The 19,796-nt window shown below is 41.0% G+C and carries 21 protein-coding genes and 1 tRNA gene; 9 read left to right on the top strand and 13 right to left on the bottom strand.

The window, feature by feature from the left end:
* Positions 1-20: 20 nt before the first annotated feature.
* Complete coding sequence (hmpF, locus tag VB713_RS17380; protein ID WP_323312770.1) at positions 21-1,772, top strand: pilus motility taxis protein HmpF; 1,752 nt, start codon at positions 21-23, stop codon at positions 1,770-1,772.
* 39 nt (positions 1,773-1,811) lie between these two features.
* On the opposite strand, the gene tilS is transcribed toward hmpF, so the two are convergent.
* The 10 genes from tilS to VB713_RS17430 form a co-directional block, all read right to left on the bottom strand.
* Positions 1,812-2,825: a tRNA lysidine(34) synthetase TilS gene (gene tilS, locus VB713_RS17385; protein WP_323312771.1), complete on the bottom strand. Its 1,014-nt coding sequence runs from the start codon at positions 2,823-2,825 to the stop codon at positions 1,812-1,814.
* An 86-nt stretch (positions 2,826-2,911) separates the two neighbouring features.
* Positions 2,912-3,256 carry a KGK domain-containing protein gene (locus tag VB713_RS17390; RefSeq protein ID WP_323312772.1) on the bottom strand — a complete coding sequence of 115 codons (345 nt, stop codon included), beginning with the start codon at positions 3,254-3,256 and terminating at the stop codon, positions 2,912-2,914.
* Positions 3,257-3,353: 97 nt separating this feature from the next.
* Positions 3,354-3,704: a KGK domain-containing protein gene (locus VB713_RS17395; RefSeq protein WP_323312773.1), complete on the bottom strand. Its 351-nt coding sequence runs from the start codon at positions 3,702-3,704 to the stop codon at positions 3,354-3,356.
* Between the two features lie 129 nt (positions 3,705-3,833).
* Positions 3,834-4,886, bottom strand: a complete 1,053-nt coding sequence (ccsB, locus tag VB713_RS17400; RefSeq protein WP_323312774.1) for a c-type cytochrome biogenesis protein CcsB — start codon at positions 4,884-4,886, stop codon at positions 3,834-3,836.
* Positions 4,887-5,260: 374 nt separating this feature from the next.
* Positions 5,261-6,973, bottom strand: coding sequence for a DUF3352 domain-containing protein (locus VB713_RS17405; protein ID WP_323312775.1), 1,713 nt, complete (start codon positions 6,971-6,973; stop codon positions 5,261-5,263).
* 238 nt (positions 6,974-7,211) lie between these two features.
* On the bottom strand, positions 7,212-7,565 hold the full coding sequence (locus VB713_RS17410; RefSeq protein WP_323312776.1) for a type II toxin-antitoxin system PemK/MazF family toxin: 354 nt from the start codon (positions 7,563-7,565) through the stop codon (positions 7,212-7,214).
* 2 nt (positions 7,566-7,567) lie between these two features.
* Positions 7,568-7,855, bottom strand: a complete 288-nt coding sequence (locus tag VB713_RS17415; protein ID WP_323312777.1) for a hypothetical protein — start codon at positions 7,853-7,855, stop codon at positions 7,568-7,570.
* Between the two features lie 149 nt (positions 7,856-8,004).
* Complete coding sequence (locus tag VB713_RS17420) at positions 8,005-8,787, bottom strand: pentapeptide repeat-containing protein (protein ID WP_323312778.1); 783 nt, start codon at positions 8,785-8,787, stop codon at positions 8,005-8,007.
* Positions 8,788-8,958: 171 nt separating this feature from the next.
* Entirely contained in the window at positions 8,959-9,582 is a 624-nt protein-coding gene (locus VB713_RS17425) for a chorismate lyase (RefSeq protein ID WP_323312779.1), read from the bottom strand.
* A 121-nt stretch (positions 9,583-9,703) separates the two neighbouring features.
* A tRNA-Leu gene (locus VB713_RS17430) sits at positions 9,704-9,784 on the bottom strand.
* A 99-nt stretch (positions 9,785-9,883) separates the two neighbouring features.
* On the opposite strand from VB713_RS17430, the gene VB713_RS17435 reads away from it, so the two are divergent.
* Positions 9,884-10,114: a hypothetical protein gene (locus VB713_RS17435; RefSeq protein WP_323312780.1), complete on the top strand. Its 231-nt coding sequence runs from the start codon at positions 9,884-9,886 to the stop codon at positions 10,112-10,114.
* 15 nt (positions 10,115-10,129) lie between these two features.
* Positions 10,130-11,476 carry an acetyl-CoA carboxylase biotin carboxylase subunit gene (gene accC, locus VB713_RS17440; protein ID WP_323312781.1) on the top strand — a complete coding sequence of 449 codons (1,347 nt, stop codon included), beginning with the start codon at positions 10,130-10,132 and terminating at the stop codon, positions 11,474-11,476.
* 85 nt (positions 11,477-11,561) lie between these two features.
* Here accC and VB713_RS17445 read toward each other — a convergent pair whose 3' ends face one another.
* Entirely contained in the window at positions 11,562-11,855 is a 294-nt protein-coding gene (locus VB713_RS17445; protein WP_323312782.1) for a YggT family protein, read from the bottom strand.
* 174 nt (positions 11,856-12,029) lie between these two features.
* Between VB713_RS17445 and psbX the strand changes: the two genes are divergently transcribed.
* The 4 genes from psbX (at position 12,030) to VB713_RS17465 (ending at position 14,540) form a co-directional block, all read left to right on the top strand.
* Positions 12,030-12,149 carry a photosystem II reaction center X protein gene (psbX, locus tag VB713_RS17450; protein WP_028083398.1) on the top strand — a complete coding sequence of 40 codons (120 nt, stop codon included), beginning with the start codon at positions 12,030-12,032 and terminating at the stop codon, positions 12,147-12,149.
* Between the two features lie 224 nt (positions 12,150-12,373).
* Positions 12,374-13,282, top strand: a complete 909-nt coding sequence (locus VB713_RS17455) for a Ycf66 family protein (RefSeq protein WP_323312783.1) — start codon at positions 12,374-12,376, stop codon at positions 13,280-13,282.
* A 66-nt stretch (positions 13,283-13,348) separates the two neighbouring features.
* Positions 13,349-13,885, top strand: a complete 537-nt coding sequence (locus VB713_RS17460; RefSeq protein WP_323312784.1) for a hypothetical protein — start codon at positions 13,349-13,351, stop codon at positions 13,883-13,885.
* Between the two features lie 127 nt (positions 13,886-14,012).
* Positions 14,013-14,540, top strand: a complete 528-nt coding sequence (locus tag VB713_RS17465) for a Tol biopolymer transporter periplasmic protein (protein WP_323312785.1) — start codon at positions 14,013-14,015, stop codon at positions 14,538-14,540.
* A 58-nt stretch (positions 14,541-14,598) separates the two neighbouring features.
* Here VB713_RS17465 and VB713_RS17470 read toward each other — a convergent pair whose 3' ends face one another.
* Complete coding sequence (locus VB713_RS17470) at positions 14,599-15,603, bottom strand: succinate dehydrogenase/fumarate reductase iron-sulfur subunit (protein ID WP_323312786.1); 1,005 nt, start codon at positions 15,601-15,603, stop codon at positions 14,599-14,601.
* A gap of 1,492 nt (positions 15,604-17,095) precedes the next feature.
* Between VB713_RS17470 and VB713_RS17475 the strand changes: the two genes are divergently transcribed.
* Both VB713_RS17475 and VB713_RS17480 read left to right on the top strand, forming a co-directional pair.
* The gene (locus VB713_RS17475; RefSeq protein ID WP_323312787.1) at positions 17,096-17,530 is read left to right on the top strand and encodes an AbrB family transcriptional regulator; all 435 of its coding nucleotides are present in this window, start codon (positions 17,096-17,098) and stop codon (positions 17,528-17,530) included.
* Positions 17,531-17,721: 191 nt separating this feature from the next.
* Positions 17,722-18,579, top strand: coding sequence for a type II CAAX endopeptidase family protein (locus tag VB713_RS17480; protein ID WP_323312788.1), 858 nt, complete (start codon positions 17,722-17,724; stop codon positions 18,577-18,579).
* A gap of 10 nt (positions 18,580-18,589) precedes the next feature.
* Here the strand turns inward: VB713_RS17480 and VB713_RS17485 are convergent, their stop codons facing one another.
* Positions 18,590-19,711: a geranylgeranyl reductase family protein gene (locus VB713_RS17485; protein WP_323312789.1), complete on the bottom strand. Its 1,122-nt coding sequence runs from the start codon at positions 19,709-19,711 to the stop codon at positions 18,590-18,592.
* Positions 19,712-19,796: the final 85 nt, after the last annotated feature.

A 19,796-nucleotide genomic window follows, 5' to 3' on the forward strand; every position in this document is an offset into this window, starting at 1 on the left:
GCATCAAAAGGACTAGCGGTGTGCTGTATTTAGCAGAAGTACAAAAGCAAAAAGGCGGCTTACTTAGTGGTGGTTCTAAAACAGAACTAAAACTACTAGCTTGTCAACGAAGCGACCAGAATTGGAACACTGTATCAGAAGAAACTATAACTGCTGAGGAAGCAGGCAAATTGAATGATGGCGCACTAGTACTAGTGGAACTGAGTCCGAATCGCCAAGTGCAGCGGATTCAAGAGGCTGGCCGTCCCCTAGTCAACATTTTGCAGAATTTTTCCCGCCAGATGGAAAAATTTAAGCTCAAAGAGGACGAGATTGACCAGTGGAAGCAGTCGCTAATGTTTCAAGTCCAAGAGCTAAATCGCCGCGAAATGGACATGGAATCAAGATTAGAACAACTGCAACAACTGGAAAATGATGTTCAACGCTTGGAAACACAAAAACATGAAGTAGAAACATCCCGTGAGCAAATTGAACAGTTGCAAGCGGAAGTTGAACGCAATCGTCAGGAACTAGAAGGTGCTTGGGAGCATTTACGGGGAGAACAGCGTCGTCTAGATGAGATCAAAACAGATGCCCCCCAGGGTTCAGTTTTGGGTGAGGAGCAAAGTCAGCTGATCGCTGATTTACTCAAGCGCTTGTCTACTAATGACGTTAGTGCCACTGGAACATTACAGGAAGACCTTAAGTGTGCCTTTGAACTAATTGAACAGCAACAAGCTACTCTTAACCCACATTGGCAACAACTAGAGTCGCAACTGACTTTGGCTCATCAACAGCAAGAGGAAGTTGAACAAATTTCCCAAACTTTGCGCGATCGCCAAACTGAAATACTCTCTTTAGAGCAACAACTAGTTCAGTTTCAACTCACTACTGCCACGCTTAAGAATAAAGAGGATTTTTCTGCCATACTCAAACAGCAGTTGCAAAATCAAGAAGATTTATACCAACAAACCCAGACTTTGGTAGCAACGGCTGGTAATATAGCTGTCGAACAGCAAGTCGATGTGGAAGCTTTGCAGACAATTCCCCTGGAAGAACTGCAAAAAATGGTGGCAGAAGACCAGGAAAAATTGCACCAAGACTCTATTTTTGTTCAAGAACAAGAACAAGAACTCAATTACAAACAAGAAAGTATAGAAGAACTGCAAACCAAGATACAGCAAGCATCAGAGGAAGATTCAAAAAATTTAGAAGCAGAATTAGCAGATGAAGAACTCCTGTACCAAATGCTCAATGATAGTTTGGAAGGACAACGCCGTAATTTAATAGATCGACAAAAAACTCTAACGCGTAACCAAAATATCCTTTTGCAACGACAAGGACAGACTGTTGTCAATTCTCCAGGGGAAAACAATATTAATTTAGAGTCAATTCTCGCCCAAATTGATCACCAACGACAACAATACTCCCAAGAACTGCAAAAGCTCGAAAGCGAGATTTCACTACTGAGTGCCGAGCTAGAGATGAACCAAGAAGGAATTGATCATCAAAACTTTGTACTAGATGAAAAGCGCCAAGAACTCAGAGCCATAGAAGCAAAATTACTCAACTTGCAAACAACCAATTATCAATGCTGGGGTAGGGTAAATCTCTATCAAGAAGCACTACAACCTATTCAAGATTGCTTGGATGGTTTACGGGATAAGCTGCAAGTCATTTCTAATTCTTTGGCTCATGTTCAAGAAACTGGTGATTCTCAAATTCAGACTATTACTGAAATGCGTCAAACTCTCCAGAATTTGATACCCGATTTACAGTTGCTTGCGTTATAGAAGAAATCAAGAATGAAGGATGAACCAATATATCAGCCTTTATTCTTTATCTTTTTTTATCCAGATCCAGCTATCTTGTACGATCGCTATGACTCCACCAGGAAAAGGATCAGTTTGAGAACGATTTGGGGCTGTAATTAAAGCCGTTAATTTCTCAATATGTTCAAAGTTGGGAGCATTAGGTAGTATTTCTTGCAATACCTGACGCATAACACGACGTTGCAAGGCTAAAGCTGCTTTCTCTAATACCCGCCGATTTAACCTCAGAGGATGGTTTAAATGATGTGTCCTCATTTCCCCATTTTCCCCTCCCTCCATTGCTTCTTCCTTCAATTGACGGGCTGCTTGTTCTAAATATTCCACTTCCGCTTGTAGCAATTCGGCGGTTTGGGCTAAATTCGATTCGACTTGGGGGTTGAAATTTTTTTGTAAATATGGAAGCAACTCTTGGCGGATACGATTGCGAGCATATTTCACGTCTTGATTTGTGGAATCTTCCCAAATTGGCAAGTTGAAACTTTGACAAAATTGCTCTGTTTGGGTGCGCGTAATTTCTAAGAGTGGACGCACTAATACTATATTTTCAGCTAGTGGACGTTGCCAAGTTAAAGCTTGTAAACCATCTGCACCAGTACCACGCATTAAATTATAAAGCAGAGTTTCCGCGCGATCGCTCGCCGTGTGTCCAGTAACGATATATTGATAATTATTATTTTGGGCTATTTTAGTTAAAGCCTGATATCGCCAATTTCGTGCTGATGCTTCACTATTTACAGAATTTGTCGCAGTTTCTAAATAAAAAGGTGTATTCCAGCTTTGTGCTAAATTCTGCACATGATTAGCATTAGCTAAAGAATCTTCACGCCAACAATGATCACAATGAGCTATAGCTAAATTCCATCCCCATTTGGGTTGTAAATCTAATAATAATTTAATTAAACATAAAGAATCTTGTCCACCAGAAACTGCAACTAATAACCGTTGGTTAGGTGTAAATAAAAGGCGTGAGCGAATAGTCCGATGTATTTGGGCGTGGAGAGGAGTCCATGTCATTTGATTCTTATTTTTGCTGATAGCATTACCCTAGTTGAAGCGTGGCTATAACCTGACAGATGAATCCTTACAAACTAAACGGAAGATCAGCTTTCAACTTCTTTAAGTTTGTTGCGTAAATCATCAAGTGGAGATTCCGGTTCATCAGGACAAAATTCTAGAGTGACTCTAACCCTAAGCTTACCTTTTTTCCAGTAACCGCCTGGCTTCATAATTTCACAATCTACGCCTTCATTTAGCCATCTTTTCTTTTCTATGTATTCGTCAGTTTTTTCCCAATAGCTACTATCAATAGAGATGATATTGGACTTAATTTTACTGAGAATTTGAGCGACTTTAAACATAGGATCATCCATTATATATCGCTGAACAACCTTTGTAATAGACAAAACTGTATCTTCGTTATCTACTGGCTCCCATCCATTTTCCATATTTATCTCCTATAACTAAATTGGTATGGTATTGACGAAAAAATAGTTTTTGATTTAACGTCCCTTCTTTTACTTACCTGTGTTTGGGTAAATAATATTAATTTTCAATATCTTTGAGTTTGTCGCGTAAATCATCTAATGACGAAGTTTCTTGATTTACTTCTAAATTCTTATTCACAATTGTTTCTTTGACTTTTGGTTCATCATGGCAAAATTCCAAATAAAATTTAATTTTCCCCTTTTTCCAGACATCACCGGGTCTGAGTATTTCAACTTCCACGCCTTCTGCAAACAATTTTTCATCTGTATTATCAGAACCTATATAATCTTTAACAGCTTCTATTAATTCAATTACTGTTAAAGTTCTGGATACATTTATTCTTTCAAAATTTTCAGGATGAACAGAAATCACATCCTTTTTATCTAGTCTTTCAAATTCATTACCCATATATTTTACTTCAAACTAATTGGAACTTAGTATATTGTATTTTATACCATATTCCTAAATTTCTCTCTGCGTCTTTGCGTTAGATAAAAAACATTCCCCTCTTCAAAAGAAAAGGGGAAAAAGATATCCTTAGAAAAACCAACCGTAAGAATGTAAACCTTTACCCAAAAGATTCACACCGAGATAGCAAATCCAAACCACAACAAAACCAGTAGCGGCTAAAATTGCTGGTTTTCTGCCTTGCCAACCACGAGTTATTCTAGAGTGAAGATAGGCAGCGAAAACTAACCAAGTAATTAACGCCCAAGTTTCTTTGGGGTCCCAACTCCAGTATGATCCCCATGCTTCATTCGCCCAAACGCCACCAGCAATAATACCAATTGTCAGCAGGGGAAATCCCAAACCGATAATGCGATAACTAATATTATCGAGGGTTTCAGCTAGACTGAGGCGTTGAGGTGAAAGAGTTTCCGTAGATTCTACAGTTTGAGTTTGGGGGACAGTGAGTAAATCTAAAACAGCGGTTCCATTTCCGTTGCTACTGCTTTCCAAACGAGAAAAGCCATTATTTTCCGCAACTGGTGTTGGGGGTTGAGAAATTACTTCCCCAGCCTTAATTAACTTGTAACCATTGCTGCGATAGCCACCTGTGCCGACGGAACTACCTTGTAATTGGATGTTTTGGCCGCGAGTGACAATTAAAAAAGCGATCGCTAACAACGCACCCACCATTAAAGCCGAATAACTCAACATCATCACACTGACGTGCATCATCAGCCAATTTGACTTGAGAGCAGGAACTAACGGCTCAGAAACCTGCATTGTTGATGGTAGGGTCAAAGTTGCAAAAGCAGCGATTCCCATCGCCACAGGAGCAGTGACAACCCCCACCAAGCGGCTACGGCTGCTATTCTCTGCAATTAGATGCACAGCGGTAATACCCCAAGTTAGGAAGAATAGGGACTCATAGAGATTGCTGAGAGGGAAATAGCCCGCTTCAATCCATCTAGCCCCCAACAGAGTAGCAATACACAAATTAGCGATCGCCATTCCAGCCGTCCCCAAAGCCGCTGTCACCGATAAATTCGGAAAAGCCGCCCCCACCCAATACACCAGCATAGTGCAGAATAAAACAGCAAAAGAGGCATTATCTAGCCAGTTCTGGAGTACAACCAGATTCATAAACTCTTCTCCCCAATAAATGCTTGAAATATCAATTCCGACTATTCTGATCCTATCTAGTTTTGGTAATTGGTGATTGGTGATTGGTGATTGGTGATTGGTGATTGGTGATTGGGAACAGAGGAATATTTATCTTTCTCCTGCTGCCCCCTGCCCCCCAGGGCTGTTTCATTCCCTAAAAGGCTTGCAAATGCAAGAGTCTAGAAGATGAAAAATAAGCTTGGCATTCAATCTTAGGCATCAAAATGGTCACCAATTTATGACTTTTGCTCTGATATTTATTGCCAATCATATTGACAAAATACATACCTTATCGAATGAAACAGCCCTGCCCTGCCCCCTGCCTCCTGACTCCTGCCTCCTGCCTCCAATTCCTACTTACCAGTTTTTTTAAGTTCTAGAAATATGTCATATCGCTGACTGCGACTATCATTAACCGCAGTTGTTAGCCCAATTGTCCGTATTCCTGCAAGCAATGCTTGTTGACTGGCAGATGTTGTATTCAGAGTAAAGTTTTTAACAGTCCGTTCCACATCCAAGAAAAATAGACCCTTGGCTGGATTCAATTCTCTGGGGACGGTTTCTTGAAAAGCGAGAGTACTACCGAGTGTAATTTGAGGTTTAGAAACAATTTTGTCGCTGATAGGAGCGCCTAAAACGAAAAACAGCACATCTTCATCCAACCAGCCATGAGTAGCAGTTAAAGTCCCAAAAGGTGAAATCCAGTTGACAACAGGTTTACCAGCCACAGTTGCCGATTGAATCTTGAACTGGTATTGATTTTGCATCGCCTCATCTAGCTGTTTTAAGGAAGTTTCTGCCGCACTTCTTTGGTCTCCTTCACCTTTGCCTCCTACCTTTGTCATAAATACCAACCCTGCCCGAAAATTATCCGGTGAACCATCTTTTGGGATATTAGGAATTACTGCAACTGAAAATTCACCTTTCATCCAACTTAGTAAATCCCGATCTAAATCCAAATTTGTTAACGACTTTACACCCCGTCGCACCTGTTCAGGCATTATTGGTGATAAAGGATTTCCCCTAGATGTAGAAATGTAGTCTGCCCATAACCGCTTTAAGTTACTACCAGAAAGCATCATTAAAGTTTCGCTGGGTAGGCGATTTTGCATAGTTCCAGCTTGGTTTTCTACTGCCAGCACTCGCTGACTATTAGGATTTAACCAAGAAACACCCTTTAAACGGATTCCTTTTGGTTCTAAAGTGACAGTTCCCGCTAAACCTTGGTTATTTTGAAGTTGAGCTAAAACCTGGGCTGGTAAAGGACGGTTGGGAGCTTTTGCCGCTATTCTTGCTGCGATCGGCACATTTAGATAAAATTGAGCAAAAGGTTGATAACTGGCCGTTTTTGAGAAATTTTGAGCAAAGCCCCCTATGGTTGCTAAAGATGCTTTACTTTTATAAGCATCAATCGTTCTTTCTGTGGCTTTGGGATTATCTGTAATTACGAGAAATCGCTGATCTATCAATGCTGCTGAAAGCTTTCCTCCAGCTTGTCCTTCGGTTTGTTTAATAGCGATTCCTTGATAAGTGCGGTCAATCCATTTACCTTGTTTGAGGGGTTTGGGTTGTGCCAAAATACTTTTGGCGATTTCTGGATTTTTAATTGGTAGCACTATCACGACTGATTGCTCAGAACCAACTTCAGTATTAGTTGCTACTGGTTTAGATATAGGCTTGGTAGATGGAGGAGCTAAAATAGCGATCGCAACTTCATCCCCTACCCACGGTTGAATATCTTTCTCAAAGTCATAACCATTATTGGTGAGAAACCGCTGTTGCAGTTGTAATAAATTTTTATTCAGTTCTTTTTGAGTTTCTGGTGTTCCAAACTCCTGTAATTTTTGCCATTGCTTAGTATCCGTCGTCAAGGAAACTGTAACTAAGGCATCTTCAGGAATAATATTTGCACCCACTGGCAAATTTCTGGAAAATGGTTGTCCTTGAATAAAAAACCAATATGCCGCACTCCCAGCACCAATCAATAACCCAGCAGCTGATAGCGTTAGCACCAAAGACGGTTTCTTTTTTTTCATCATCCAATTAGACACAATAGATGGTGCCATTGCAACTTACTACCTAACCCAACTTGCTAGTTATCTAGTTTAGTCTGGTAATTCGTAATTATCTCACCGGGAACCGAGTGGTATAATATTTGCATTATGCTGCGATCGCATATTTTTGAAAGGCGCGACACAGAGGAATAAGGGTTTGCAGGGAGGGGATTAGTGCATTACACTTCTTTTACGCACGGTACATAATGAGCTATTTCTTATTTTTGACCTTGGTTTTTCGTTGTCAAATTCATGATTCATATCCCAAAGTTAGCAAAACCACGTCTTCCAATTGGGCAATTATTTCAGGACTCAGTTGTCCCAGTGTGCTAATCAAACGAGTTTTATCAAGAACTCTCATCTGAAAACATAAGGCAACAGAATCTTGGCTGAGTCCACCATTACCTTGTTCGATCAGTAAGCATATAGGCAAAGCAGCGCGACGTTGGTTGGTGGTGAGGGGAATAGCAATGGTCGTAGTTGAGAACTGGGAAACAAGGTCATTCTGGAAAATGATGACAGGGCGAATGCCTGCTTGTTCAGAACCTTGAGTTGGATTGAGGTCGGCTAGCCAGATTTCACCCCGTTTGACAGGATTAGTCATCGTTAGTCTTCCTGATGGAGTATTACTGCGTAGTCATTCATGCCTTCTTGAGCCAAGGCGCGATCTTCATCAGCAAACTCTGTAAATAGGTCAGCCAATTGCATTGGATCGAGGACAACCTGATGACGACGCTGATTGCAAAACTTTAAGAAGGCAATAAAATCAGCTACTTGCTGAAGTTGATTGTGAGTCAGTCTATCCAAGTCTTGCTTAATGGCTTCAGTGCTTACTGGCATAGGAAGAAAAACATTCGGCTTTTCCCAATTATAAGCGATCGCTAACCAGGTCACTCAATTTTGCGATCTGCTTGCAGCATCACTATTGCATATCCATAACAACCTAGCCGATTCCTTTAGCTTGCTTAATTGCGAACGAAAACAGACAACCTAATCGGCTGTTCCAGTTTATAAATCTGTCGAGATGATAGGAAATAAACCTATCAAAATATTGCTCCATTAAGATTGGCTTCACTCAAGTCCACATCAATCAACGTAGCATTTCTTAAATCGGCATTCTTAAAAATAACATGACTACGGTTCAATGAACTAAGATCGAATATACCCATATTGACGAAATTAGTATTCCCTCTTGTCAAAGCTTTGTTTAAGTTAGCTTTTTTGAGTATTGCGCCCGTAAAATCCGCACCTCTGAGGTCAGCTTCGTAAAGATTTGCCTCCTCAAGATTTGCATTTCTAAAATTTGCTCCAACAAGGTTAGTGTTACTCAGATTAGCCCTAACTAAACTTGCATCTTCCAAATCTGCTGCTGATAGAAGCGCTCCAGTTAAATTGGCATCTGTAAAATTTGCTTGTGTCAGGGATGCCTGGAAAAAAAGTCCTTCCATAAGGACACCAAGACTGAAGTCTGCATCGACTAAATTAGCTTTGAAAAAGTTAGCCTTGGTAAAATCTACTGAACAGAGAAATTGGCTTTGACTTAAGTCCGCATAACTAAGATTTGCCTCGCTAAGATCAAGCACTTCAAGGTGACAGCCTTTCATATTAGCTCTGCTAAGATTTAATCTTCTTAAATCCACCTCATCTTCCTCAAAGTCATACGCAATATCTACTGACCCATCATTATCATTACATGAATCAGCTAAACCCATACAGCCAATGTATGCTCCACTTAGATCAGGAATCTTTTCTGGGTTGCTCTCTCTCCAAGTATTCCAAGCTTTGGCTCCTTGACAAAAGATACCCAAATGTTCAGAATTAGCCATTCATTTTCCCATTATCAAAGTTCTAGAGAAGGCATAATTCATAATTGTATTGCAGATGAAGTACAATTACTTTCACGGTATCAAATTACCGCATAATAGCTTTTTATAAATTATTGCGAAAATTTAAGTTTTATATCTTAATTCTCAATAATTTCAATTTTGCTAGAGTTTTCAGTCTGTTTTCTGATCACCTTGTTGTTGACCCAAATATTTAGTTAAATAGGGCGAAAAAACCTCATAAATCAAGGTTAGAGGTTGTCCATGATGCCAAAATAAATAATGACGACCCCAAAAAGGCCCAACTTGCTCAAAGCCTGACTCTAGGGCAGCTGAAGAACCACAGTAAATGCCTCTAATATCTCGATATAACTCTGTCCGAATCCGAGCTAAACTCGCCCAAATCGGTAGAGAACGATTTTGCAAAAACTCATCTACATGACTAGCTTCCCACCAGGAAGTAGCATACCCCAATCGCTGACCAGAGGCAGTACGTAGCCATACTTGTCGGCGCAGTCGTGGACCGGGGACGACTTGAATTAAATCCGGTGCAGCATCCCCATTCATGCCAATCAAAGCCATATCAATGACATCCACTTCTATAGGCTCACAAGTGAGTAATTGTAAATGCCTAGTTGGAGAACCATCTCCTAAAAGTAGCAATTGCCATGCTGGTGCTAACTGAGTATGAGGTAAACCTTTTTGAATATCCTTCTCTCCACCTTCCCAAATAGGATTTAGGCGATGCCAAGCGGTTGGCAATGTTGAGTTATTTGTGGGCGTAACAATAGTAGTCAATGTTATTTACAAAACTTCACCTGTTTCTATGAAAGCATAAAAAACCCAGATCCTAATTAGGAACCTGGGTTAATTAGGCTGATAAATCTGAACATCAGCACTTAAACTAGAGACACAAAAATGCGGATGGCGAGACTCGAACTCGCAAGGCAAAGCCACACGCACCTCAAGCGTGCGCGTATACCAATTCCGCCACATCCGCAAAATTTAGCTAGACTTCAATATAGCATAAAAACACAAATAAGGCGAATTTTTTCTCAAATTCTTTGAATGCGGGTATGAAGCTGACAGAAATATAGTTATGGGACAAGGGATATTAAAAGTTATGGTGATCTTCCAAAAAGCCAAGTGCGGGAAACTGGCAAAGACTGACAGCCGCAGTGTTGTTAGTTTAGCTAAGATTCGGGGAGGCAACCAACCCAATCATGAAATCTATAAGAATGAAGGTGGAGAATCTCCTGTTAAAATTTGCAGTAATGCGACAGCTTTATTTCAACGGGATGGGAGAGAATGTCAATCTACGTGGTACTAATATCGAAGCTAGAAAATGAAATTTGACAAAATTTTAATTGCTAATCGGGGAGAAATAGCGCTTCGCATTCTCCGAGCTTGTGAAGAAATGGGAATTGCGACAGTTGCTGTTCACTCCACCGTTGACCGGAATGCTCTCCACGTCCAACTTGCTGATGAGGCAGTTTGTATTGGTGAACCAGCCAGCAGTAAAAGTTATTTGAATATTCCCAATATTATTGCTGCCGCCTTGACGCGCAATGCTACTGCTATTCATCCTGGTTATGGCTTTTTGGCAGAAAATGCTCGGTTTGCGGAAATTTGTGCTGACCACCATATTGCCTTTATTGGCCCCAGCCCAGAATCTATTCGGTTAATGGGGGATAAAGCCACAGCCAAAGAAACCATGCAAAAAGCTGGAGTACCCACAGTCCCTGGTAGTGATGGTTTGGTAGAGAGTGAGCAAGAAGGAATAGCGATCGCTAAAAAGATCGGCTACCCTGTAATGATTAAAGCCACAGCAGGTGGTGGTGGTCGGGGTATGCGGTTTGTCCGTTCTGAAGATGAATTCACCAAACTTTTCCATGCCGCCCAAGGAGAAGCAGGAGCAGCTTTTGGTAATGCCGGCGTTTATATAGAAAAATTTATCGAACGTCCGCGCCACATTGAGTTTCAAATATTAGCGGATAACTACGGTAATGTTATCCACTTAGGTGAGAGAGATTGCTCAATTCAGCGCCGCAATCAAAAGCTCCTAGAAGAAGCCCCCAGTCCAGCACTTGACTCAAACCTGCGGAAAAAAATGGGACAAGCTGCGGTGAAAGCTGCCCAATTCATCAACTACACCGGGGCAGGTACTATCGAGTTTCTCCTAGATAAATTTGGTAAATATTACTTCATGGAAATGAACACCCGCATACAAGTTGAACATCCAGTCACAGAGATGGTGACTGGTATTGACTTACTTGTAGAACAAATCCGCATTGCCCAAGGTGAAAAACTCAATTTAACTCAAGACAAAGTTATTCTCAGGGGTCATTCCATTGAATGCCGTATCAATGCCGAAGACCCGGATCATGATTTTCGCCCTTCCCCAGGCAAAATTACTGGTTATTTACCCCCCGGAGGTCCCGGCGTGCGAATTGATTCTCATGTGTACACAGATTACCAAATCCCTCCTTATTACGACTCCCTCATTGGTAAGCTAATTGTCTGGGGGCCAGACCGAGCTACAGCCATTAACCGCATGAAAAGGGCTTTGCGAGAATGTGCAATTACAGGACTACCTACAACCATTGCCTTCCATCAGAAAATTATGGAAAATCCGCAGTTTTTGGCAGGTAATGTTTACACTGATTTTGTCCAAGAAATGAAGATTCAGTAATGGGTAATGGGTAATGGGTAATGGGTAATGGAATAAATATTGTTCTCCCTTTTACCTGTTACCTGTTACCTGTCACCTCCGTCACCTAATTCACGCGAGACATCATGGTCAGTAAACCTTGCTGACCTAAAAGAATTTCTCGTACTAGACTCAAAATAGCAACCCAAATAATAGGGGTAATATCGACCCCACCAATTGGTTGTACTAGCTTTCGCAATGGCACTAAAAAAGGTTCTGTGGGCCAAGCTATCAGGTTAAAGGGCAGACGGTTGAGATTGACTTGTGGATACCAAGTGAGAATGATGCGGAAAATAAACAGAAATATCATCAGTCCCAAAATGAGACCGAGAATCAAAGAGGTCAAGTTAGCACCAGTCATTACTTTCAGCTAATATCTGTGAGTAAATATAAAATTTGGGCGCAAGCCAGAAAAGTTGAAGCTTTGTAAAGCCTTCTCTCTCATTTTAACGAAATGCTGTCAACTCTTCTCAAGAAAGTGATACAAGATTAAGATTAAAATTAAAATGAAGTGTGTAAAAAAAGGTTGAGAATTATGACACCCTCTTTAGCAAATTTTCTTTGGAGTTTGGTTTGGGGTACTGCAATTGTAGTTATCCCCGCAACAGTTGGGTTGATTTTCATCAGCCAAAAAGATAAAATCCAACGTTTCTAAGGAATAGGGGTCAGGTGACAGGTGACAGGTGACAGGTGACAGATTATTCTCTCCCATCAGCAATTACCAATTACCTGTCACTAAATCCCTAATTCTCCAATAACGGTAAACAGCTTCAGAGCTTCTTTGCCAGATGCTTTGAAGCTTCAATATATTGTCAATAGATTAGAGTAGTGATTTTAATTGTGACTCGCTAACATAGATTTGATATTGGGAAAACAGCAATGATAAATTTTGGGCTGAACTCAGCCAGTGTTTTGGCTCAGGTAAATTTTGGGGCTAACTCAGCCAGTATTCTAGGAATTTTCCTGGCTGTGGCTGGGGCAGCGCTATATTTTCTCCGCACAGTGCGGCCAGAATTGTCACGAGATCAGGATATCTTTTTTGCAGCAGTTGGCTTATTGTGCGGTTTTATTCTCATTTTCCAAGGATGGCGATTAGATCCCATTCTGCAATTTGGTCAGCTGCTTTTAGTTGGGACTACTGTATTTTTTGCAGTTGAAAGTATTCGTCTGCGGAGTATAGCAACCCAACAAGCCAAACGAAATACTCCGATTGTGGATGATGAGCGAGAAGTAAGCAGAAAATATTCTTACTCTGAGCGACGCAATTATCAAGCGGAGATGGATGCAGATTTGGAACCCCTTCCTTATGAGGAGGAAGAACAACCTCCACGTGCTAGGATTCGCGGTAGCCGAGATGAGCGTTCAACCCGTGATGATTATTACGAGGATCAAACCCCCCGCCGTTCTGAACGCCGTAATAGTACAGAAAAACCTGAAACTGGAGAAAGGAAACGTCGTCCTACCTCTGGGCGCTCTGTGAGTCGCCCTACAGAAAGTTATGAACAAGAAAATTGGGGTTCTGTTTCTAGGGAAGTTGATGATTGGGAAAGTCCCCAGGAGGATGTAAGAAAACAGCCACGTCGCAGTAATAACAGACCTCAACGCCCAGAAGTTCGTGAGGATGATGTTGCTCCTAGACCAAGAAAGCGTCGTCCACCTGCTGATTCATCTCCTCGCAGAGTTAGGGAAGATGATGAGGCTATTCCTACTGATTATGTACCGTATAACCCAATTGAAAAGCCAAATGATAGGGGAGATAATTCGACTGATTTTGATGATGATATTTAGAACAGTTGGGGGGGATGGTAGTTTCAAAGGCGACGGAATGCGGTTGATGTGAGAACATTTACGTCTATGTTGTGGCTCCAAAAACCAATTCATTGGAGCCTAATTTTTAGTTTGACTAGTTTAATTGTGTCCTGTGGTTCTGGTGATATTCCTTTAGGGGTATCTTCTCTGAACAGTCGTTATACTGAGGAACAACCGTCTTTGAGTGGAAACGGTCGCTTTTTGGCGTTTGTTTCTAATCGAAATGGTAATCAGCAATTGTTGATATACGACTTGGAAATCCAAAGTTTTATTTCTACACCAGGCTTGAATCGACGGGAAACGATCGCAGAAAGTCCCAGCCTCAGCTATACAGGGCGTTATATTTGTTATTTAACTAGTGATCAAGGTAGAGCAGTTGTAGCACTTTACGATCGCGCTATGCAAAAATCACAAATCCTCACGCCTACATATCGAGGTTGGGTAAGAAAGCCTCATATCAGTACTGACGGACGTTATATCGTCTTTGAATCTGCTAGTCGTGGACAATGGGATGTGGAAGTGCTAGATCGTGGACCGACGGTGGAGTTAGATATTCCTAATGGTGCAACTGTGAGTAATTAGGTGACAGATGACAGGTGACAGGTGACAGCGAAGAGGCAGGGGAGCAGGGAGAGACTAATGACTAATGACTAATGCCCAATGCCCAATGCCCAATGCCCAATGCCCAATGCCCAATGCCCAATGACCAATGACTAATTACAAATTACCTATTATTTTATTTTTAAGCTCATCTTTGTTAACTGGATGTTTTGGTTATCCTCGTTTGTTGAGTTATCCTTTTGATTCTGGTGGTCGGGGTCTTAATAGTCTGGCTTCAGAGTTAGATCCACAAATTTCTGGGAGGTATATTGTATTTACTACTGACCGCAGGGGTAGCGAAGATGTTTATATGTTTGATACTGTGACTCGGAATTTGGTGGATTTACCGGGTTTAAATTCTTTTGATACGATCGCGTCCCATCCTTCTGTTACCCAAGATGGTCGTTATATTGTTTTTACTGCGAGTCGTCAGGGGCGTTCGAGCATTTTTCTTTATGACCGAGAAACGCGCCAATCACGAAATTTAACTCCTAGTCTGCAAGCGGAAATCCGCAATCCTACAATTAGTGCTGATGGTAGTAGGATTGCGTTTGAGTTTAGTAATAATGGACAATGGGATATTTTGCTGTATGACCGTGCTGGAAGACAATTGAATATCCCTCAAGAACCTAAATAATTCGTAATTGAAGGCAGGGAGCAGGGAGCAGGGAGAAAAAATTCTTACTCAGTACTCGTTACTCGCTACTCATTACTTGTTGAATGGATTCGATGAGCGATCGCACTTGCTGTGTCCCTTCTGAGGGTTCAAAGGACAGAGGGAATTTACCCCGGACAAGCATTCGCAGGCCTAGTGGTGCAATGCTGAGTAAGCCTTTAAGGTCGTGGAAATAGTTACCAACTACTTGGATACCAAATTGGCGTTCATCAATCCAACCACCTGCTTTTACTAACTCTATCAATACTTTTCGGTGACGAATTGAACGGCTATCGCTGGCTTGTTTGCGGTCAAGAATTTGCTGTTTAACTTTGGTTATTTGCTCTAATGGTGCAACTTCCATTGGACAAACTGAGTCGCAGTAAAAACAACGAGTACAACCCCAAACACCTTTAGTACCTTCGTTATAGTTTTCTAAACGATTTTCAGTTTCACTATCGCGGGAATCTGCTACCATGCGATATGCTTTGGCGAGGGCGTGGGGGCCAACAAAGTCTGAGTTGACTTCGCGGGCGTTGCATTCAGAATAGCAAGCACCGCACATAATACAGTTACCGGTTTGATCGAGGAGCGATCGCTCTTGTGGTGTTTGCAAAAACTCTTTTTCTGGAACTTGTCGCGCGGCTGTACTGACATAAGGAGCAACTGCTTCTAAATTATTCCAGAAACTGCTCATATCCACGACCAAATCCTTAATCACTGGCATATTACCCAAAGGAGCGATCGCAATTTCACCAATGGTATTATCTTGGTTTTGCAGTGATGGAATTTGTTTTAATCTAGCCAGTTCACTACCCACATTTTCCTTACAGGCTAATGCCGAACGTCCATTGATTCGCATCGCACAGCTACCACAAATCGTATTGCGGCAATTTTTGCGAAATGCTAAAGTTCCATCTTGTTCCCACTTAATCTGATTGAGGCAATCTAGTATTGTACTACTTGCTTCTACCTGCAAAGGATAGCTCTGCACAACAGGAGTAGAGTTTTGTTGCTGCCGAATAATCTTAAAAATAACTTCCATTATTACCAATCAAATTTTTTAAATTGCCTTACCCGCTTCAAAAATCATGAGTCCAGGTCGGTTGTTGTGAAAAATGAGCTATTGTACATAACGTCAGTGCTTAATAAGCTGACGCTTAAGGCTCTCATGATTCCAGTTTAACGATAACCATTAAAAGTTTAGTCGTAGAAGTGCAATGAGCGAAATTTATCTTCTCAAAGCAATCTAACAGTAACAAGGAATCATCCTTTTGCATTTAATCTACCTGTTGGGGAGTACAGAGTGGAAGTGTTTCACCTATAGAGGTGCTTACTTGATTCAATGCAGCTTATACATCTTGATGTCAACCACAGTCAACCAAAGACTGAAGAACCTTAATTTCTCATCCTCACAGGCATAATAGGTCTAAATATTTGAAAAAATTTTTTCCTTTTTCCTCACAAAAGGCGAGATATCTACCCCCAACTACTTCATCCTTCTTTAGTCAAGTCCTAATTATCAAAAGTTCTTAAGCAGCAGCGAAGTAGAAATTTTTTAAATATATAGAAGTGTTAAAGCGGATAACAATTATTGTGTCATGCCTATCAAGCGGCGGATAGATGTGGTAAATTGAATCTTCCGCTAGACAGAAGTGCAGAAGAATTTGAGAGATTTGACCTGATGCTAATAAACATGGCCAAAAATCGAGATGGATTTTTGTCTCATCTCTATCAAGAGAACCGTGAATTTAACTCACTCACTCAAAACTGCTCGTCTTCATCATATGAATTTTTATAAAAGCCTTGACTCAAAACTCATGACAGTATAAAGCCAGAGAAAAATCTACACTGCTTTTTCTCTCCCCAAGTCCAGGAATTAAAAAAAAACTTGAATTGCAAATTGAATTTTAAATTAAATAAATATTTTGCTATTATTAGTCCATGCTAGTATTTAATATAAAATTATGAATTAACAAAACCAGTACCAATCGCCGTATAAGTGCGACTATTACCGCTTTGTTTATTCATGGTGTAGAGACAAGAAAATTCATGTCTCTACTAGCAGGACAAAAGGGTGTATGTCCGCAAGACCATAAGCCAATACAATGCTGTCCTCAGCTTGAGATGATGAGTAGGGATGACCCTACAACTCAATGGCGAGAAAGGCAAGCACTGAAAGTGAAAAACCTGCAATTTATTGTATCTACGACTTTTTTGGAGTAGAACTAACCTGATTTGTAAAGGTGGCTTAAAATTACACCGCTACAGTAGCGCCAAAAATAAAATACTTTTATTTCTCATGGCGAATGATGGTTAAAAGTGCCGTAAAATCACCTAAATAGATTTCTGTGACAACCCTAACCTCTAATTGAAGGTGCTAAACCATTTATAGAGTTACTTGGGCTGCTCATATCAGCAGGAATTCACCCCTCACCCACAAGTCTTGAATAGCTCTGTGTAGAGGCATAAAAAGCTAACTACTGTGTTCAGACTACATTAATGATCAGCTAGAGATTAAGGAAATTTTGAGCATAATGACTGAAACTGCAACCGCACCATTAACTGGAAAAGCACTGCTGGCTAAAGTAAAAGAGCTTTCTAATTTACCCCGCCGAGAAAGAGCAAAGCAGTGCGGCTATTACACCGTTACTAAGAATAATCAGGTTCGTGTCAATCTCACCGATTTTTATGATGCTTTGTTGTCAGCTAGAGGGATTCCTCTCAGCCCAGAAGCACCTAAAGATGGACGTGGGCGCGAACCGACATACCGTGTTAGTGTTCACCAAAATCGTCAAATTGTTATTGGTGCTACTTACACCAAAGCAATGGGCTTAAAGCCTGGTGATGAGTTTGAAATTAGGTTGGGTTACAAGCACATTCACTTGATTCAGTTAGGCGAAAGTGATAAAAAATTAACCCCGCAGGATGTAGACTCTGATGAAACAGAGTTGGAAGATGAAGAGGAATAAACTTTTCTGATAGTAGGGGGAAGTTTTAGGTAAATACTTGATAACTTGTCCCTACTGCTACAAATAAATAATATTTGTAGTTTAAGTATATATTCACACAACAAAATACAATTTTACCTTTTGCATGAGTCACAAATTCTAGTAGAGTCTTGAATAATAAGCAAGAACTTTATTTCTACTAGAATTCTATCGTGATTTTTTTGCCTGTTTTTTTATCACTTTTAGAGCCATCAGTCAATACATCACTGGCGTTATTTAAAAATACGCCAGGATTTGTTGTGGTGGCTTTTTTTATTGTTTGGGTAGGGTCTTGGTTGCCATTAGCTGCGATCGCAGCCACCATGCTCAAATTGCAACTTAATAAACCTTTACAGCCAGAGCAAAAAATACCTTTATTAGTATCTCTCTATTTATTAGCGCCCTTAATTCTCTGGGGAGTTAATTGGTTAGGACTTGGGTCTTTTGCTGATTATGGCTTGGTTGGGAACTTTTCTATTTTTGGTTCCTTGTTGCTAGGTTTTGGGCTGGGTGTATTGGGTCTTGTGATAGTGTTTACCTGCCAATTTTGGCTGGGTTGGTGCTATTTAGAAAAATCTCATCTCAAGTTAATACCATCTATTTTGTTACCAATTTCCTTGGTGGCTTTATTTGTTGGTGGAATAGAAGAGTTAGTTTTTCGGGGTTTTTTGTTGACTCAGTTAGAAAAGGATTATGCAATTTGGGTAGCGGCGATTATCTCCAGCTTGATTTTTGCGTTACTACATTTAGTCTGGGAACAACGGGAAACTGCACCCCAACTCCCCGGATTGTGGCTAATGGGAATGGTTTTGGTAGTAGCTAGGTTAGCGGATAATAATAACTTAGGGATAGCTTGGGGACTTCATGCCGGATGGGTATGGGCGATCGCTACCATAGATACAGCAGAGCTAATTACCTACACAGGAAAAGTCTCAGAATTGTTTACAGGTAAAAACAAAAAACCCCTAGCCGGCTTGACTGGGGTTCTTTGCGTTCTGGGAACAGGAGTAATTATCTGGTTTTTTGGTTAGGAATTATTACCTAACCGCCAAAACCGGGAATCAACCGTTTCAATGCCCGGCCGACAACATCACTATATCTCAATTCTCCACAGAGAATTTTGCCCATAATTTGAGCGCCAGAGGGACGTTTAACACCGGCTTTGTAGCCAATACCGGGGAAGCGATAGAAGGCTCCTGCCAATTTTTGCGCCCAAGCCATGTCAGTTCCCCACTGTTCATTAATGGCCTCACTGTAATTTTCTAAGGCGTTGATATCACCACCGAGAGCCTCATTAATGAATTGTGCTGCGAGGACACCGCTAAAAATTGAAGGGCGAATACCTTCTGCTGTAAAGGGGTCAACTACACAAGCAGCTTCACCAGCTAAAATGGCATTTTGGGTATGTAGTTTTTGATTACCATCCCAAATACAGAGGGGATGACCGTATTGTTTACTAGTTTTGACATCTATATTAAAGGATTGGGCATATTGATCTAAAACTTTTTTAAAGTCTTGCGGTGCGCTACCAATAAATGTACCAACACCGATGGAATAACCGTCAGCTTTGGGGAAGTTCCAAAGATAGCCATTTTTCAGCAAGCCAAACTCGAAGTGTGCCATGTTTTTGTTGACTACTTCAGCAGCAACTTCGGCTTCTAATGCACCTGCTAAATGGCGTTTACGGTCTTTAAAACCTAGCCATTTTGCCATTGGACCTTTTGCACCATCAGCAGCAATTAAGTAACGACCGGTGACGGGTCCATTAGCAGTGTTAACTTGCCAATGATCATTTTTAAATTCAATACCTTTAACTTCTGTATTGTCCCGGAGTTCAGCCCCTTGATTTTGGGCTTGTTGGACTAGAAAATGGTCAAAAATCTCTCGTCGCACCATCCAGACTGGTTCTTTGATGCCGATTTTTGCTTCTACGGGATCTTCTAGTTTCCAGGTAAAACGGAGGGAATCTACTTTGACGGAAATTGCGGGACTAAAGTCAAAGTCGAACCATTGCGCGATCGCTGGTGACACACCACCACCACAAGGCTTATATCTAGGTAGGGATTCTTTCTCTAAAACTAATACTGAGCGTCCTCGCTTGGCTAAATGATATGCGGCTGCTCCACCTGCTGGTCCAGCACCGACGATGATACAGTCGTACATAATTACTGAATTTTTGCTTTTTATTTTAATTAGTTGACTTTCTAGTATATATAAGGGTTTAAGATTTTTGGTAAAGTTTCAATAA

The organism is Anabaena cylindrica UHCC 0172, assembly GCF_034931625.1.
Classification (GTDB): domain Bacteria; phylum Cyanobacteriota; class Cyanobacteriia; order Cyanobacteriales; family Nostocaceae; genus Anabaena; species Anabaena cylindrica_A.